At 42.9% G+C, this 17,817-nt stretch carries 11 protein-coding genes; 7 read left to right on the top strand and 4 right to left on the bottom strand.

Features of this window, described 5'->3' with window-relative positions; translation table 11 throughout:
* The first annotated feature begins 126 nt into the window (after positions 1 to 126).
* The gene (locus ACWJAO_RS12315; protein ID WP_449140464.1) at positions 127 to 1,311 is read left to right on the top strand and encodes a leucine-rich repeat domain-containing protein; all 1,185 of its coding nucleotides are present in this window, start codon (positions 127 to 129) and stop codon (positions 1,309 to 1,311) included.
* A gap of 299 nt (positions 1,312 to 1,610) precedes the next feature.
* Here the strand turns inward: ACWJAO_RS12315 and ACWJAO_RS12310 are convergent, their stop codons facing one another.
* Both ACWJAO_RS12310 and ACWJAO_RS12305 read right to left on the bottom strand, forming a co-directional pair.
* Positions 1,611 to 3,026, bottom strand: a complete 1,416-nt coding sequence (locus ACWJAO_RS12310) for an ATP-binding protein (protein WP_449140463.1) — start codon at positions 3,024 to 3,026, stop codon at positions 1,611 to 1,613.
* A 324-nt stretch (positions 3,027 to 3,350) separates the two neighbouring features.
* Positions 3,351 to 4,718 (bottom strand): DUF3843 family protein, encoded by a 1,368-nt coding sequence (locus ACWJAO_RS12305; protein WP_449140462.1) that lies wholly within the window; start codon positions 4,716 to 4,718, stop codon positions 3,351 to 3,353.
* A 239-nt stretch (positions 4,719 to 4,957) separates the two neighbouring features.
* On the opposite strand from ACWJAO_RS12305, the gene ACWJAO_RS12300 reads away from it, so the two are divergent.
* The 6 genes from ACWJAO_RS12300 (at position 4,958) to ACWJAO_RS12275 (ending at position 14,234) form a co-directional block, all read left to right on the top strand.
* Positions 4,958 to 6,916 carry a DEAD/DEAH box helicase gene (locus ACWJAO_RS12300; RefSeq protein WP_449140461.1) on the top strand — a complete coding sequence of 653 codons (1,959 nt, stop codon included), beginning with the start codon at positions 4,958 to 4,960 and terminating at the stop codon, positions 6,914 to 6,916.
* A 344-nt stretch (positions 6,917 to 7,260) separates the two neighbouring features.
* A complete protein-coding gene (locus tag ACWJAO_RS12295; RefSeq protein WP_449140460.1) occupies positions 7,261 to 7,617 on the top strand; it encodes a hypothetical protein in 357 nt (118 codons plus the stop codon).
* Between the two features lie 18 nt (positions 7,618 to 7,635).
* Positions 7,636 to 10,026: a WG repeat-containing protein gene (locus tag ACWJAO_RS12290; protein ID WP_449140459.1), complete on the top strand. Its 2,391-nt coding sequence runs from the start codon at positions 7,636 to 7,638 to the stop codon at positions 10,024 to 10,026.
* A gap of 11 nt (positions 10,027 to 10,037) precedes the next feature.
* A complete protein-coding gene (locus ACWJAO_RS12285; protein ID WP_449140458.1) occupies positions 10,038 to 10,256 on the top strand; it encodes a hypothetical protein in 219 nt (72 codons plus the stop codon).
* Between the two features lie 151 nt (positions 10,257 to 10,407).
* Positions 10,408 to 11,580 carry an ATP-binding protein gene (locus ACWJAO_RS12280; RefSeq protein WP_264905961.1) on the top strand — a complete coding sequence of 391 codons (1,173 nt, stop codon included), beginning with the start codon at positions 10,408 to 10,410 and terminating at the stop codon, positions 11,578 to 11,580.
* 14 nt (positions 11,581 to 11,594) lie between these two features.
* A complete protein-coding gene (locus tag ACWJAO_RS12275) occupies positions 11,595 to 14,234 on the top strand; it encodes a beta-glycosidase (RefSeq protein ID WP_449140457.1) in 2,640 nt (879 codons plus the stop codon).
* A gap of 215 nt (positions 14,235 to 14,449) precedes the next feature.
* Here ACWJAO_RS12275 and ACWJAO_RS12270 read toward each other — a convergent pair whose 3' ends face one another.
* Complete coding sequence (locus tag ACWJAO_RS12270) at positions 14,450 to 16,606, bottom strand: S46 family peptidase (protein ID WP_449140456.1); 2,157 nt, start codon at positions 16,604 to 16,606, stop codon at positions 14,450 to 14,452.
* Between the two features lie 33 nt (positions 16,607 to 16,639).
* On the bottom strand, positions 16,640 to 17,817 hold a 1,178-nt coding region (locus tag ACWJAO_RS12265; protein WP_449140455.1), incomplete at its 5' end, for a Fic family protein.

The following is a 17,817-nucleotide window of genomic DNA, read 5'->3' as shown; positions in this document are numbered from 1 at the left end:
GTTCTTTCGTTGCGCGTATAGGTTCTATCTATGATACAGTGAGAACTATTTGTTATCTTTCAGATAAAGGCGATGGCCCTTTAGGATGGAATGATTTGAATAACTAGAACAATTAATTTTTAGAATATGATGAATTTATCTACATTGAAAACTCTGTTTTTGACAACAGTATTTATGTTGTTTGGGTGCTTGGCAATCCAAGCGGCTGATGATGGCTTGATTACCAAACAAATAACAATCAAGTTGGATGAGGCAGGTACTTTACCTACTAGGATTGGTAGTAGCAAGAAGTATCAGATTACCAATTTAAAGATTGTTGGTGAAGTTAATAGTACGGATTGGCGTTTTATCCGTGAGATGGCTGGTCGTGATTATAATAGAAACGAAACTGGTGGAAATCTATCTATATTAGATTTGTCTGATGCTAAAATTGTATTAGGTGGATCTTCGTATGTTGATCGTGGGTTTAACGATAATGATAAGTTGGGCAATTATGCTTTTGAAGGTTGCAGTGGTTTGACTAGCTTGACCATCCCTTCCAGTGTTATTTCGATAGGCAATTATGCTTTTGAAGGTTGCAGTGGTTTGACTAGCTTGATCATCCCTTCCAGTGTTACTTCGATAGGTTATTCTGCTTTTGAAGGTTGCAGTGGTTTGACTAGCTTGATCATCCCTTCCAGTGTTACTTCGATAGGTGAATCAGCTTTTAGAGGTTGCAGTGGTTTGACTAGCTTGATCATCCTTTCCAGTGTTACTTCGATAGGTTATTCAACTTTTAGAGGTTGCAGTGGTTTGACTAGCTTGACCATCCCTTCCAGTGTTATTTCGATAGGCAATTATGCTTTTGAAGGTTGCAGTGGTTTGACTAGCTTGACCATTCCTTCCAGTATTACTTCGATAGGTTATTCAGCTTTTAGTGGTTGCAGTGGTTTGACTAGCTTGACCATCCCTTCCAGTGTTACTAGGATAGATGAACTAGCCTTCTATGGTTGCAGTGGCTTAACTTCCATTTATGTATATCCGGAAAAAGTACCAATACTGGGGACAGGTATATTTTCTAGATGTAACGCAAAGAATTGTACGGTTTATGTACCAACAGGAACTTATGATGATTATTGGTTGTCAGAATTTGGCTATTTCGAGAATATAGTAGAGTTCGATGCAACTGGCATTGATAAGGTAACAACCTCTACCGATGCCAAGGAACTCTCTCGCTATTCTGTAAATGGTCAGCGATTGTCTGCTCCAGCCAAGGGCTTGAACATCGTGAAGTATAGTGATGGTAGTGTGAAGAAAGTTGTTGTTCAATAAATGACAACAAGCATCTCTGTGATGCTATATGGGAGCACTGTGGCCTACTAGGTGCTCTGTCGCATAGATTCCGTAGGCAGGTGAAGACCTATTTTAAACTAACCCTAAAAAGCGAAGACAATGAAAACGTCAACGTGGATTAAGGTACTTTTGTTGGTGGCCTTAATGCTGTTATTCAGTTTGAAGGCTTACTAACAGAAGCTTTCATTGGGGCACGAGCAATCGTGCCCCTTTTTCATTTCATCCTCAGTGCAAGCAAGTTTTAAATCATTATCTTACTGACCGTAATTTAGATTAGATCAATGATGCAGCAAACTTGCTACTTCATCTGGCAATATCACCTTGCAAGGCTGAGGACCAGGTAGGGGCTTTTCTCTTAGGAAAAGGAGGTATATTACATTCTTTCCCTGGGCGAATGGGGCGAGAGATACCTTTCTCTTCAGCTTTTCCAAGAGCCGGTCGGCATAATCAGCGGCTGTCCATTTACATTCTCCTACAAGTATTGTGTTCTTGTCAAAGAGGTCTTCTGCAACAACATCAAATTCAAGTTCCTCGTTGCCGACAGGGGTTTTCTTTCCTTCTTCAAAGATGGGAACCTTCCCCCACCAGCGTGAGGCTTCACCCCATGTGTGACCTTCTATGTCGCTACCACAGACAGCCATCTGGCACAGTCTTTCCCAAACCTCGGCAACATGACCGTTGAATCCGTCATTGATGAATTTCCTTGCGATATTTCCACGCCCCAAGGCAATCATAGACTTGTTTGGCTCGATGAATCTGTAGTAGAACGCCATGAATGGGTCATCTATCCGATAAAGAACCTTCTTTGTCTTCAGCGGATTTTCGCCAAATGGTACTTCCTTTCTGAGGAAAGCCATTTCTGTCAAGATTTTCATCGGTTTGGCAAGTTCTGCCGTAGTCTTGCCAAGAGCATCGGAAATGCTGGAATACTTCTGCTTTCCACTGCCCACTGCAAGCATGATTGACGAATAGGGCGCAATGTCTGATACCTCGTCCATAAACAGACGGGTAGGCTCGTCATAGAGATTCCCCATTTCGTCTAATATCAGTTCCTGGACGGCTTCTTCCAAAGAGCCGAATCTTTCTCGTTGGCTCCAGTACTGGGGCACACCTCCCCATATAGAGTACTCTTCCACAAGTTCCTTGGCTGAGGTGTTGATGATTTCTTGCCACCAAGGCAACCTAACAGGACGCAGGGTGAAAATGCGGTCAGCTCTGCCATAAAGAGGTTCTGAGCCTAGTAAGAGTCCGTGCATCATTCTCTGCGAAGAGCCGCAGATGATGATGTTGCAGCGCAATTCATTTACTCCGGTAATACGCCTATCGAGGATTCGTTGTAGAGTAGAAGGTAAGGCTGGATCTTTCTGAACTAGATATGGGAACTCGTCCAAGACAAGTGTTGCGTTTTCCTTGCAACGGTAGTTGAAAGCCATGATGATGTCTTCCCAAGAAGAATACACAGGGCTGTCGAAGCCCGGATATTCCGTGCCTATGGTGCGTGCCAACAGACTTAGCTGGGTAGTTTTCTCGCTTAGGTTGGCTTCAAAGTAAATGTCTCCATCTTTCAACACTCTTCTGATGAGAGTTGATTTTCCAAGTCTCCTTCGTCCGTATATCACGATGAAGTTTGACGCTTTAGACTCCAAAGCTGTCTGTAAAACAGCTTGTTCCCTGATTCTATCTACGAATTTCATAATTAGTGATTTTAGAATTACTAATTGCGAAATTACTAAAAAATAATGAAGAGATTGTACTTTGTTACATATTTATATGGAAAATTACGTATATTTAATAATTGCTGTAAGCTGATAGCTCTTTAATATTGTTTGAAGACATCAAAAGAATGTCTGTCAACATTTATAATAAAAAAGAGCGGAAGGACAGCTGGGGTTAACAGAGTTAACAGTTAACAGCTGATTTTCCGCTCTTTCTTCTATAAATTTGCAAAAGTCTACTACGCTAACCCCCTAAAAAATGGGGTTAGCGTAGTGAACTTTTTGAGTATGCTGAATGCAATCTTACCACAACTCCTTAGGGGACAGGTCTTTATCCTTCCTGCCCATCAGGTAGTAATCGGCAAGAAACTGGAGGTTTGCCTGGGTAATCTTCAAGCCTTCTTCCTTTACATACTGGCTTGTAAAGATGTTGGCGTCAGGAATCAGGTTGTTTTCTATCAGTTTGCAGACAATTTCGTAAGGGAATGGGAGACCATTGCCGCTGATAATGCCGAAGCTGTCGGTCTCTGCACGCTCCTGAACATAGTATGGGTTCTCTGGCGATGCGATGCAATGAGCCAGACCGAAACTGATGTTGATGCCTGTGTATGGACTTCCGCTTAAGATGATGCCCTTCTCATATTTCTGAGGGAATCGGATGTCCTTTGGCAACTCGAACTCAATCTCCTTGAGGAATTCCTTCAGCGTCTTCACATCTTCCAGGAAGATGAACTTGTCTTCGTATCCCTTCGCCTTGAGCAGATTGTAGTCGTGAATCGCCTTCTCATGATCTACCTTTTCATATTGCTCAGTAGCCTTTTTCTTGAACTCCTCATCCTCCCAGAGCTTGTGGGTAGGCATGTTCCTGCAAATCTTGCTGAGCCATTCGTAAGAAGTGAGCGCCAGGAGATTGTTTCTGCTGGCGATGGTCATTTCCATCTGCACAGAATAGGCGAGCGGCTCGGTGAGGCCCTGAGGTGAGTTTGCCATCTGCTGGAGGGTAAACTGCAGGCGCTTCTGGTTGCCTATGTTGAAATAGCAGCCATAATGGAACCACGCCAAGGTGTCGCGACGGTGAATCTCATCCAACTCCTTGTTCTTCTCGATTTCCTCTTCGGTCGTTTCTGCGTTGCCCTCTATCTCAGGCATTTCGCTGAGATAAGTCAGAAGACGCTCGTTTTCAGGAGCTGTTTCATACTCTCTGTCGAGGATGTTGTAGGCAAGTTTGGCAGCCAGTTCCAGGGTTCCGAAGAGGAAAGGAACGGCTTCCTGTACGAAGCTGCTCTGTTGGTAATGGTGCCAGAGCAGGAACTTCACATCAGCGATGTTGATTTCCTCAGGGTCGTAAGCCGGGTCATCTTCGTTGAGCGGACTCTTGATGAATTCGCTTTCTTTCTCATAGAAAGGAATGTAGGTGCCGTAGCGCTGCTTGCATTCTTCCGTGAAAGTCTTCCAGATGCCTGTGCCCGAAATCACATCTTCGAAATAACCGGCAATGCTGAGTGCCAACTGCTTGGCGTCATCCATATTCTTGAAGTTATGGGTGTAGCACGCCTCGTCAAGAGCGTGGTATATTTCGTTGGCGAGTTCTGTATAATACAGATCTGTTTCGTCTGCTTTTTCGTATGGATGCAAAGCAATCCATTCTTGGGTGAAAATAACTTTTTTCATATATTTCAAGTTTTCTTGGTTATCTGTTTGTTGTAACTTTCATGCAAAGGTAATAAAATATTGCAGAAATCTGCAAGAAACTCACATTTTTTTCGTATCTTTGCACCCGAATTTAGGCAATCTTAATAAATGCGTAGGATTGCCGCAAGCGTTTCGGAAGGATTTTGCACCCTAATTCATGGCTGGGAGGGTGAATTCGGCCTTCCATTTTGATTATAATGAATTAAGGTTAAAAAGATTTGAAGACATTTGAAGAATTAGGCGTGAGCGAGGAGATTCGCCGTGCCATCGAAGAGCTTGGATTTGAGAATCCAATGCCAGTTCAGGAAGAAGTAATCCCATATTTGCTTGGTAATAAGAACGACGTGATTGCGTTGGCTCAAACCGGTACGGGTAAGACAGCATCTTACGGTATTCCGGTTATCCAGAAAACTGATGCCAGCAGCAAGCAGACACAGGCTATCATCCTCAGTCCTACACGTGAGCTCTGCCTCCAGATAGCTGACGATTTAAACAGTTTTGCCAAGTACATCGACGGTTTGCATATTGCCGCAGTTTATGGCGGTACCGACATCGGAAGCCAGATTCGCACCCTGAAGCATGGTGTGCAGATTATCGTGGCTACCCCTGGCCGATTGCTCGATTTGATTAATCGTGGCGTGGCTCAGTTGGAGCATGTGAACAACGTGGTGCTTGATGAGGCTGACGAGATGCTGAACATGGGCTTCTCTGAGAGCATCAATTCTATCTTCGAGAACGTTCCTGAAGATAGAAACACCCTGCTCTTCTCGGCTACCATGAGCAAGGACATAGAGAAGATTGCTCTCAACTATCTGCACGACCACAAGGAAATCGTAGTGGGTTCGCGCAACGAGGGTGCTGAGCATGTAAACCACATTTACTATCTGGTAAATGCCAAGGACAAGTATCTCGCCCTGAAGCGCGTAGTGGATTTCTATCCACGCATCTTTGCGATTATCTTCTGCCGCACCAAGCTGGAGACTCAGGATATTGCGGATAAGCTCATCAAGGATGGTTATAATGCTGAGGCGCTGCACGGCGACTTGAGCCAGCAGCAGCGTGACCTCACCATGCAGAAGTTCCGCAACCATACCGTTCAGTTCCTGGTGGCTACCGATGTGGCTGCTCGTGGCTTGGACGTAGATGATCTGACTCACGTTATCAACTATGGTTTGCCTGATGATGTGGCAAGTTACACTCACCGAAGCGGTCGTACCGGTCGTGCCGGCAAGAAGGGAACATCCATCTCTATCATTCATACCAGAGAGAAGTTCAAGGTTCGCCAGATAGAGAAGCAGATTGGCAAGGACTTCGTGGACGGTGTTTTGCCAACCCCAGAGGAAATCTGCAAGAAGCAGCTCTTCAAGACCATGGACGACATCATGAAGACGGATGTGGATGAGGATCAGATTGAACCATACATGGCTGAAATCAACCGCCAGTTTGAGTACATCGACAAGGAGGACATCATCAAGAAGATGGTGACCATCACCTTCGGTAAGTTCCTCGATTACTATAAGAACGCTCCTGAGATTGTGAAGCCAGAAACCGGTAAGGGTTCACGTGGCGGCGAAGGTCGTGGAAGTCGTGGCGAAGGCCGTGGCAAGGTTTCCAATGGTCGCAGAAAGCATGAGACAGAGGCTGGTTTCAAGAGACTGTTCATTAACCTGGGTAAGGCGGATGGTTTCTATCCGGGCGAAATCATGCAGTATCTGAACAAGCACGTGAAAGGTCGTCAGGAGGTGGGGCACATCGACCTGCTGAGTAAGTTTGCCTACATCGAGGTGCCTGAGGAGGATGCTAAGCGCGTGATGAAGGCTTTGAACGGTACTGAGTACAAGGGCAGAACCGTGAGATGTAACGATGCTGATGAGGAAGGTCATGGCAGAGCAGCCCGTGGCGGCCGCAGTTCTGAGGGCAGAGGCGGCCGTGGTTCTGAAAGAGGAGGTCGCAGCCGCAGAGGTTCTTCTGATGATGCAAGAGATTCTCGTGATTCTCGTGGAAAGGGCGGACGTGGAAGCCGTGGTGAATCTCGTGGCGGAAGAAAGTCTCGTTCTCAGGAGGATACAGGCGATTGGCGCCAGTTCTTCCAGAACAACGACAACGTGAAGTTCAAGGGCGAGGAGCCAAACTTCGAGGAAGAAGGCTGGGCTCGTCGCAGACCTAAGAAGAAGTAATTTAGGCAGCGATTTATAATAAGATGAAAGCCTGCATCGAATGGGATGATTCTCCCAGTTTGATGCAGGCTTTTGCTATTTTATAATGTATTCCTAATACCGCATGTAGACGATATTGCCAGTTGGCGCATTCTGTGATAGTACATATTTTAGCTGACATTCCAAGTTTTTTTTCATGAAATTCTAAACTTTTCTACAAAAGTTATTGTGTTTTCAAATATCTTTTGTAACTTTGGGGCGGATTTGGTGAAAACCATCTCCATTGAAATTTTAAATTATAAAGCTGTATTTTAGTTTGTAAAACGATACTCAATTAATGTTTTATTTCTTTAAAAAAACGAGTTATGAAGGAAAAATTTATTATATATTTATTGACTGGATCAACAAATAAGTCTAATTCTTGTTCAATATCAGAAATTGTTCCTGCTGTAGAAGAACTAGATTTGAAACGAGACCATTGTTTGCGTATAATTTTGGACACTCCATTAAATAAAGATGAATTGCACGGCTTGTTTTCTAAGCTCGAAAAAGTTTTTGAGGAAGTCCACAATGTAACAATACTCAATCCAATTATGCCTCTACCTTGTCCTGCGCCTTTGCAAGATTTTACGAGAAACTTTGCAGAGACTGATATAGTCTATTATTTAGAAGATAGTACAGGTAAGATAAAGCAAGGGCGTTATTTCTTTGAGTATAATTGATCTTAGGAGGAGTTATAAATGAGATTTATTGAATTTAATTTAAAATACCAAGGCTTTTGTATCGGACTTCATTATGATAATGAAGTCCTTAGCTTTTCTTTATGCAGTTACGAAAATGGAACTAAAAATGTTATAAAAAAGTTGGACTATGATAATATTGGAAATTACTCAGAAGGTTTGGGGCATCATGTGAAAGAAGAGTATCTTAAGGTTGATAGCTGTGAGAGTTATTTAGAAAATGAACAACTTTTGCTTGATGTCGGTGATTTTGATTATGAACCAGAAGATTTTACTCCACATGAAAGTTTAGCCTTTTCATGTGGGTTTATGTGTGTTTGCAAAAATGGAAAATATGGTTTTATAGATGAGAATGGTGTTATAATTTTTCCTTTAGTTTTTGATAATGCAACAAAGTTTGAAGATGGAGTTGCTACTGTATGGTATGGAAATCAGTGTAGTTCCATAAATACGAAGGGGGAATATGTCGCAGGTGAATCCTTAATAAAGTTAAACATTGATTTATTCAAGAAACTTAATTTAAAATACCAAAGTTTTTGCCTTATAAATAGAGGTAACAATATAATAGTTACTGATGAAGGCGTTATGGGGTTAATAGATAGTAACCAACTTGTTCTTTTTTCAGTGAATTACTTGATAGAAGATATACCTTCTATAGGAGTTTGTGTTAAAGATAAATCAAATACATTCCTTGGAATATATAAGTATTCTGGGGAATTGTTTGTTGGAAAAGAAGATTATGATGATTGTGGAGCTTTTTCCGAGAATTTTATTATTGTGAAACGAGATGAAAAATATGGTTATTTGAATCTTTCTTCTAATTATTTGATTCCTTGCGTCTTTGATAAGGCATATCCTTTTTCTAATGGCATAGCATGTGTTAAAAAAAATGGTCGTTATGGGTGTATTAATATGAAAGGAATAACAACTTTGTCATATCAATATGATAATCCTTTTTATTTTGAAGGAAATGTAGCAAGAGTAAAAGACCATGAAGGTTTCTATCATCTAATTGATAGAAAAGGAAAGGTGTTAACAGACAAAAAATATGTTTCTATGTATCCTTTCTGTAATGGATTTTCTATAGTAAAATGTAGTAATAGCGCTTTATCATATACCTTTATAGATTTAGAAGGAGAACAGTTGACAAAAGTCTTATTTTCTTCCGTTTCTGAATTTAAATATAATAGTTATTTGAATCGTGTAACTTCTCATGTGAAAAGAGGAACGAAATATGGTGGAGAATTGGATACGAATAAGCAAATCCAGTTCTCTTTTGTGTCACTGCTGTATGGAAAATGCATTTTCTCAATAGAGGAATATGATTGGGCAGGATCATATGATATGTATAATTTTCGTGTTTTAAAAGATCATAAAGTCGGTGTAGTAAATGTAAATGGAAATGTAAAACTTAAAGCGATTTATGATTCGATAAAAAATAGTGTAAATGATGGTCTTCATGTAGTAAAATACCAAGGTTTAGAAAATACGATTGATCCAAATTTCTTTTTTGCGGGAAAAATTTCTGCAAATTTGTATGATTACGGAATAGTATTGTTTGAATCAAAAAAAACTGAAAAGGAAAGGTATGCAGTTGTAAAAAAAGGAATGTGGGGTGTCGTAGATGAAAAAGATAAAGAAATCGTACCATTAGCTTTTGATTACGTTCAAGATTTTAAGCAGACTCCTTATTGGGGTTCTTTTAATAATTTCCGCAAGGATGTTAGAGATAGCAGGAAAAAATCCAACTTCCTAATTTTTGTGAAATCAGATAGAAAATATCTGTATAGTTTAATGACAGATGAGTTGTTGTTGTTTGACGATATACAAACACTTCCTTATGGGAATTGTGCTTTTGTTAAACAAAATGAGAAATGGACTGTTGTGGATGTGTTTGTTCAGGTTAAGTTGACAAATATTTTAGAGGTATGTATTTTGACGGATTTTATAAGTAAAATACGTATTGATAGTCAATGGTATATATTTTATAATGTGCTATCTTGTAATGTTTATAATACATTTATAGAAAGACCTATGAAGTTTTCTGAAATACGATCTTTTAGAATGGGATTGGCTGCAATAAAGATAGGTGATAAATGGGGATTTATTAATGATAGGGGAAGTATGCAAATTCAGGCAATTTATGATAAAGTTGACGATTTTGCTGTGGGTACAATTCCAACATGTACAACAGTATATTTAAATGGGGAAATTAAGGTTATAGACACCAAAGGAGATGAAATAAGATCTACTCGCCCAAGAAATTATAGGAATCGATCTACTTACGAACGTTATGGAGGTTCGTATGCTCAAGATGAAATGGGATATTCTGATGATGATATAGACACTATCTTTGATGGAGATCCAAGTGCATATTGGAATATAGATTAATATTGTAAATAATGGAAGATGAGAATAAACATAATAGACTTTGTGACAAGTCTAAGGAAGAACTTGTGGCTATTATTCTAAGAAAGGATGATGTTCACAATAGGCTTTATCGTACCAATAAATTTTTGAAAAGAAAGGTAGAAGAGTTGGAATTAAAGGTCCAAGAGTTAAAGCTGAAATTAGAATTATATGAGGATTATTCTCAAAATGTAGAGTCTGACGAAATGTGATTGATATGGATCATCCATTCTTTAAGATGCTTCTTTTGATGCAATAATCATATTTTGCGGTAAAAATATAGCAATTTCTTTGGTAAATTGCGGTGTTTTTACCGCAATTTTTGTATATTTGCAGCCGTAAACATCAAATAAGGCAAGAAATATGGAATTATTGAAGCAACTTTCTGACAATCTTATCAAGCGTACCGATACTCGATACCTACGATATATGTATCATCAGATTCCTTGGTCGAATCGGATGACGGCTCTTGTTGGACCTCGTGGAGTCGGCAAGACAACACTTCTTTTGCAGTATATCAAATTGAATCTTCAGATGAAAGACACACTCTACGTGAGTGCAGAATCCATCTATTTCGCTAATCATACTCTCTTTGAAACTGCAATGAAGTTTAGCCAACTTGGAGGCAAGCATCTTTTTATCGATGAAATACATAAATATAAGGGTTGGGCTACAGAACTTAAAATGATATACGATAATCTGCCAACCTTGCAAGTGGTATTTACCGGTTCTTCTGTGCTTGATATTTATAAAGGTACAGCAGATTTAAGTCGCCGGGTATTGGTCTTTACGATGCAAGGTTTGTCTTTTCGTGAATACATCGGTATGGAAAAGGGCATAGACATTCCTGTCTCTACATTGGAACAAATCGTAAACAATGAAGTTGTGTTGCCTGAGGAGATTGAGCATCCGTTGGCATTGTTTAATGAATATTTGCGCAAGGGCTACTATCCTTTTTCTAAGGATGAGGGCTATAGGATGCGACTGAATCAAGTGGTGAGTATGACTTTGGAGACGGATATACCACAATATGCCAATTATACGGTGATGGTGTCTAGAAAATTGAAGGAACTGATGCAGGTAATAGCTGATAGTGTGCCTTTCAAGCCAAACATGAGTACCATTGCTACAACTATCAAGGTAGATCGCAATAACCTGCCCGATTACTTCGAACTTATGGAGCGTGCAGGTTTGATAGCCCAACTTCACGAGTCCACAGGAGGTGTGCGTGGTTTGGGTAAGGTAGAAAAGGTGTATCTTGATAATACCAACCTCTCCTTTGCTCTCTCTTCTTCGGTGCCTGATATTGGCAATCAGCGAGAGACTTTCTTTTTTAATCAGATGCGTGTGAATCATGCTGTCTTCAATTCTCCAATTTCTGATTTTCTGATAGAAGACAAGACATTTGAAATTGGTGGTAAAAAGAAAGGTCAGAAGCAGATTTCTGAGGCTAAAGAAGGATATGTTGTGAAGGATGATATAGAGACAGGCATGGGCAATGTTATTCCTCTCTGGGCTTTTGGTATGAACTATTAGACAATTATAAGTAAATGAAGAAATCTATTCTTATCGCTTGTCTGGGACTGGTAAGTCTGGGCTTGCAAGCACAGAGCATTTCGCTCGCTGGTGAATGGAATGTGGAGTTGGGAAAGAGCGGTAGTGCTTTTGCCAAGAGTAAGCGTGCCTCGCAGGGTGAGATGAAGCGTGCCATTCTTCCCGGTACCATCGATACGAACCATCTGGGATTCGCTCCGAAAGATACGATGGAAACAACGCATCTTACGAGACTCTATGCCTATAAAGGAGCTGCTAGATATTCGAGAACCATCAATATTCCGAAGGACTGGAAGAAGAAGCCGGTAGAACTCTTCCTGGAACGTACCCGACCAACCTGGGTGTATGTGGATGGAGAACTGGTGGATTCCTGCAACTTCATCTCTACTCCCCAGCGCTATCTTCTGCCAAAGAAGGTGAAGCCGGGCAAGCATCTCCTGGAAATCGTGGTGGATAATGGAAGAGGTGTGCCTGATCAGGTTTACGGCTCCAGTCATGCTTATACAGAAGATACGCAGACCAACTGGAATGGAATTATCGGAAGGATAGAACTCCAGTTAGCCAGCTCTGTAGAGAGCAAATCTGCAGAAACTCTAACAGGAGCAATCCCTAGCCGTTCTGTAGCTTCTCCTTCCGCCCTTCAGATGCCTGATTTCGCCAAGGACTTCCATATCGAGGGCGCCCACTTCTTTGCCAATGGTCATAGGATATTTCTTCGTGGCAAGCACGATGCGGCTGTCTGGCCGCTGACGGGACATGTGGAAATGAGCGTGGAAGGCTGGATGAAATATCTCGGAACCTGCAAGGAGTATGGAATCAATCATGTGCGCTTTCATTCCTGGTGCCCGCCAGAGGCGGCTTTCGTGGCAGCGGACAGTCTGGGAATCTATCTCCAGCCGGAACTTCCTTTCTGGGGTTCTTTCGATAAGAAGGATGAAAGGTTGATGGCGTTTCTGCATCAGGAAGGCGAGAACATCCTCAGAGAATACGGTCATCATCCTTCTTTCAGAATGATGGCGCTGGGTAATGAACTCTGGGGCGATATTGACAAGATGAAGGAGTTTGTGGATGATTTCCGCAAGATTGCACCTGATAAATACTATACCTTCGGAAGCAATTACTATCTCGGTTATCAGGGAGTCAAAGAGGGAATGGATTATTTCACCACCTGCCGCATCGGGGGTGAGGGATGGGGCAAGTACAATACCCATACTCGTGGTTCCTTCTCCTTTGCCGATGCCTACGATGGAGGAATGATCAATCATTTCCATCCTAACTCTACGATGAACTTTGATGAGGCTTGTGATAAGGCAGGAATCCCTATCATCTCTCACGAAACAGGACAGTTTCAGACCTATCCTGATTATCGGGAAATGAAGAAATACACCGGAGTGCTTCATCCTTATAACTTCGAAGTGTTCCGCCGTCGCCTGGCTGCAGCCGGAATGCTTTCGCAGGCGGATGATTTCCACAAGGCTTCGGGCCTATGGAGCGTGAAACTCTATAAAGCTGATATAGAGATGGATTTGAGAACCCGGAATATGGCGGGATTCCAACTGCTCGATATTCAGGATTATCCCGGTCAGGGAAGTGCTTTCGTAGGCATCCTGGATGCATTTATGGAGAGCAAGGGAATCACCACGCCAGAGGAATGGCGCCAGTGGTGTTCGCCTGTAGTTCCTCTGCTGGAGGTGGAGAAGTTCTGCTTTGAGGATGGCGAGAAGATTCAGGCTAAGGTTAAGGTTGCCAACTATGGCGGTTCTTCGCTTTACGGAAAGAAACTGAAGTGGAAGATAGGCGATACTGAAGGCGTGATGAACATCTTTACTTATGATGAAGGGCTGATAGATGTGGGCGTCTTGGACGAGGAAATATCTGTAGATAAACCAACCAAGCTGCTTCTTACATTAAATATAGAAGGTACAGAAGCCAGAAACTCGTACGAGCTTTGGGCTTATCCGAAGAAGGCGTTGGAAAAGAAGGGCGTCATTATTGCCAAGGATTTGAATCAGGAAGTGGTGAAAGTCTTGGAAAAGGGCGGAAAGGTGCTTTGGATGCCTACGGCTTCCAGCCATTTCGTGGCTGCAGATGATACGCTTTCGCAGTCAAATAATGCCACACCTTATACTGTTGGCGGACTCTTTCAGACCGATTACTGGAACTATCGCATGTTCAAGACCATCTGCGAGAACAATAAGAAGAAGGTTTCTCCAGGAACCCTGGGTATTCTGACGAATCCGGAACATCCGATATTCAAGGGATTCCCAACGGAGATGCACACCAACTGGCAATGGTTTCCGGTTATTAAGGAATCGCATCCGCTGGTGCTCGACAACTTCGAGAAGAATTATCGCCCGATAGTTCAGGTGATAGATAATATCGAGCGGAATCATAAACTTGGCTTGGTGATGGAATGGAAGGTGGGAGCCGGAAAGCTCCTCGTCTGCATGAGCGATTTGGAGAAGGCTGCCAAATATCCAGAGGGTAGGGCTTTCTACGAGAGTGTAATTGATTACATGCGCTCTGCCGATTTCAATCCATCTTCTGAAATATCGCTGGATGAATTGAAGAAGAAACTTGCCGAAAAGCCTCGTCAGGTTTCATTGAAGGAACTGAATAATATCTCGCAATATTAGTCGTGAACCTGTTAATCGCTAATCTGCAAGATAAAACAAGTTGAAAATCAGTAAGATAGCAAGAATAGAAAGACAAAATAAAGCAAGAGCGGAAAGCCAAGAGTTAACAGGTTAACAGTTAACAGCTGATTTTCCGCTCTTTTTATATCATCCTGGGACTAATCTTTAGCCCAGGATAAATCATTCTATCATCTCTATTGATTCAGAGATAGGATTTACTTTGCATTAATCTCCTTTAAGAGTCTGTCTGCGTGTCCCCACTTGTCCATCAGGTAGAGCACATAGCGAATATCTACACCAATGCAGCGAGCCAGACGCTTGTCGAAGTTGATGTCAGAGCTGAGGCTATCCCAGTTGCCGTCGAAGGCAAGACCTATCAGCTCACCCTTGCCGTTGAACATAGGGCTACCAGAGTTGCCGCCGGTAATATCGTTGTTGGTGAGGAAGCAGAGCTGCATCTTGCCGCTTGTCTTGTCACGGTACTTGCCGAACGGATTGTCTGAAAGAAGTTCATGTTCGAGGAGTTCGTGCATGATAGGCTCAGCGTAATAATCGATTACCTTATCGCCCTGCTTCATCTTCTCAACGAGGCTCTCGGCTGTTGTATAGTAACCTGATGGCTTGCCGCCGAGGTCGAAACCGCCTACCTGACCGTAGCTCAATCGCATGGTGAAGTTGGCGTCGCTATAGTGAGGCATGTCCTCCTCCATACGGAGTTTGGCTGCACAGAGATACTTCTCCTGCTCGGCGATGCTGTCGTTGATGTTGCCCATCTGAGCAGCGAAATCACCATATACATCGTTCAAATCCATACCGAAGCTTACGCCTGGATCCTTCTCATATCCCTTCTTGTTGAAGTAGAGCTTGGCGCCCTTCTTCATGATGAGCGACTTCTCCCAGAGATAATCCACATACTTGGCGTAGTTGCCGCCAAACTCAGCATCGATGGTCTTGTAGAACTTAGGCAACCACTTGCTGTTTACGTGCTCCTTGTAGTTCTTCAAGAGGGTAGCGAGTACCTCCTTGTCGAGCGCCATATCCCATTCTGCAGAGTTATCTTCAAACTCATGATACTGTTTCTTCTTGTTCTTCTCAGGACCCTTCACTTCCATGTTGGTCTGGAGTTTGATGGCACGGGTAGAGAATTCTACGTTGCTTCTTCTGGTGAAAGACTCAGCGAAGTTAGTCCAGGCATACTTCACGTCTGCGCTCTCCTTGTAAAGCTTGGCAAGCTTGTCGAAATCTACCTTGTGGGCGAGGTCGTTGGCTGCCTTGGCTGTATCCTGCCAAGCACGGAGACGGGTTTCGTACTCACGCTTCAGATTCACGATGCCGATAGAGTCGATACACTTGTTCATACCGATGGCATTCTTCCAGTAGTTGGAAGAACTGGCGTACTTGCTGTCGTACTTGATGCGTACTGCCTCGTCGGCACGCATGTGCTTCTGCATCACCTCCTGCTTTACGCCACGAACCTGGGCACGAGGAGCATTTTCTGCATCGCGCATGGTCTGGATTCCGTAGCTTGAAAGATAGCGCTCTGTGCTGCCTGGGTAACCCATGGTCATCGCATAATCGCCATCCTTGTAACCCTGGAGAGAAACCTGTGCCCAACGCTTTGGATGATAAGGCACATTGTCCTTGCTGTAAGCAGCAGGACCATTGGTCTTAGGGTCGGCATAGATGCGGAATACAGAGAAGTCGCAGGTCTGGCGAGGCCACATCCAGTTGTCTGTATCGCCACCAAACTTACCCATAGACTTTGGTACGGTGAAAACCAGACGGAGGTCGGTGAAGTCGCGGTAAGTAGTTGCGTACCACCTGTTGCCCTCGTAGAAAGGCTGAACGGTGATGTGGAGGGTAGAATCGTTCTTCTTAGCCTCCTGGGTCATCTCGTTCTCCAGAGAATCGATGAGTTCATCGCGCTTCTTGTTGTCGAGTTTCTCGTATCCTAGGCTCATCACCTTATCGGTTACATCCTTCTGTTCAACCATAAAGCTGACGAACATATTCTCGTTAGGCAATTCCTCTGCGTAAGATTTTGCAAAGAAACCGTTGAGCATATAGTCGTGCTCCACGGTAGAGTGGCTTCTGATAGCCTCGAAACCGCAATGGTGGTTGGTAAATACCAAACCGTCAGGAGAAACGACTACGCCTGAGCAATAGCCAGAGAAATTAACCACAGCATTCTTCAAGGCATTCTCGCCGTTGTAGAGCTGGTCGTAAGTCATACTGAAGCCTTCGCGCTGCATCATCTCATACACAGCGTTTGGCAAGTTGTAAATCGTCCACATTCCCTCGTCAGCGTGAGCGGTATTGATTCCGCAGAACGCCATGATAGAGGCGATAAGGACCGTTGCTTTTTTCTTCATTACTTGTTTTTGTTTTCTATTTTTATTATGATGTTATTTATTCTTTTTCTCGTTCCATTCTTTCCAAGTCTTTGCCAGCTCAGTCATCCGGTATTGCTGGCGTGGGTGTCTTGGGGTGTTTGGGTATTTCATCTCCAAGGCTCCTTCGGCTAGGGCTGGGGTAATGTAATCCTTTCTAAATCTTGTCCTATTCTTTAATCCAAACAGGTTCATTATATCACCGATGGATAGATAATCTTTATTTATACGTATAATGAGTTCTTCTACTTGGGACGAACTTGGGACGAACTTGGGACAAGCTTGGGACGAACTTGGAACATTTTCTTCTCCTTCTTTATTTATGAAGTTGTTTTTCTGTCCACTTCCTGTTTGAGAATTTAAGTTCGGCTGCTCTTTCCAATCATCAGTCGGCCGGATATGTAAGTATCTGTTCTTGAGAATCCAACTATCTTTTAGGAGTAAGTTTCTGAAGAAACGAACCAGATAGATAGGAGAGTAATCAATGCCTTTCTGAATGTTGCGATAGTTGGCACGAACCAGAGCGTTGCGGAAATACCAGGAATGCTTGGCAAACATTTCGTTGTTCACTTCATATCCTAACGAACGGAGATATTGGATGGTGAAAATTGCCGTGGTTCGGGTGTTGCCCTCTCTGAAAGCGTGGATTTGCCAGATGCCTGAAATGAATTTGGCAATATGCTCAATCTTCTCATCATCCGTCAGACCTTTATATGAGAAGTTCTTCTCCTGCTCAATATCCCAATCCAAGGCTCTTCGCAAGTCTTCCCAATTCAGGTAGTTTACGGAATCTCCTTCGAGCACCCATTCTTTCTTGGAAATATCGTATTGGCGGATTTCTCCTGCGTGCTTGAATACTCCCTCGAATATTCTTCGATGCAGGGAAACATATCCGTTGGTATTGAAGGCAAAGGTCTTGCTGGCGAGAATCTTCGCGATGTTGGCTGAAACCTTATCTGCCTCTTCCTCGTCTTCATCCTTAGGTGTGCGAACCGTCTTGCTCTGATAGTAAGAGTCAATCAGTTTTCTGGTTTCATCCAGAGTGATTTCCCCTTCGATGTTTCGTTTAGCCACATCTATGAGATACGCCGATGGTTGCAGCCCATCTACAGCCTGCAATCCGATAGCCGTCTTCCAGTTCTCGGCACTTTCCTTCTGCGAAGGTTCTCCTTGTCGGAGATACTCATCGAAGG

Source organism: Segatella sp. (genome assembly GCF_977051555.1).
The sequence above is the reverse complement of the archived record's forward strand: the minus strand, read 5'-3'. Positions and strand labels throughout refer to the sequence as shown.

Bases quoted from the DNA above. Each gene is read 5' to 3' on its own strand.
- ACWJAO_RS12315 (WP_449140464.1), top strand. From the start codon at position 127: ATGATGAATTTATCTACATTGAAAACTCTGTTTTTGACAACAGTATTT.
- ACWJAO_RS12310 (WP_449140463.1), bottom strand. From the start codon at position 3,026: ATGAAATTCGTAGATAGAATCAGGGAACAAGCTGTTTTACAGACAGCT.
- ACWJAO_RS12305 (WP_449140462.1), bottom strand. From the start codon at position 4,718: ATGAAAAAAGTTATTTTCACCCAAGAATGGATTGCTTTGCATCCATAC.
- ACWJAO_RS12295 (WP_449140460.1), top strand. From the start codon at position 7,261: ATGAAGGAAAAATTTATTATATATTTATTGACTGGATCAACAAATAAG.
- ACWJAO_RS12290 (WP_449140459.1), top strand. From the start codon at position 7,636: ATGAGATTTATTGAATTTAATTTAAAATACCAAGGCTTTTGTATCGGA.
- ACWJAO_RS12285 (WP_449140458.1), top strand. From the start codon at position 10,038: ATGGAAGATGAGAATAAACATAATAGACTTTGTGACAAGTCTAAGGAA.
- ACWJAO_RS12280 (WP_264905961.1), top strand. From the start codon at position 10,408: ATGGAATTATTGAAGCAACTTTCTGACAATCTTATCAAGCGTACCGAT.
- ACWJAO_RS12275 (WP_449140457.1), top strand. From the start codon at position 11,595: ATGAAGAAATCTATTCTTATCGCTTGTCTGGGACTGGTAAGTCTGGGC.
- ACWJAO_RS12270 (WP_449140456.1), bottom strand. From the start codon at position 16,606: ATGAAGAAAAAAGCAACGGTCCTTATCGCCTCTATCATGGCGTTCTGC.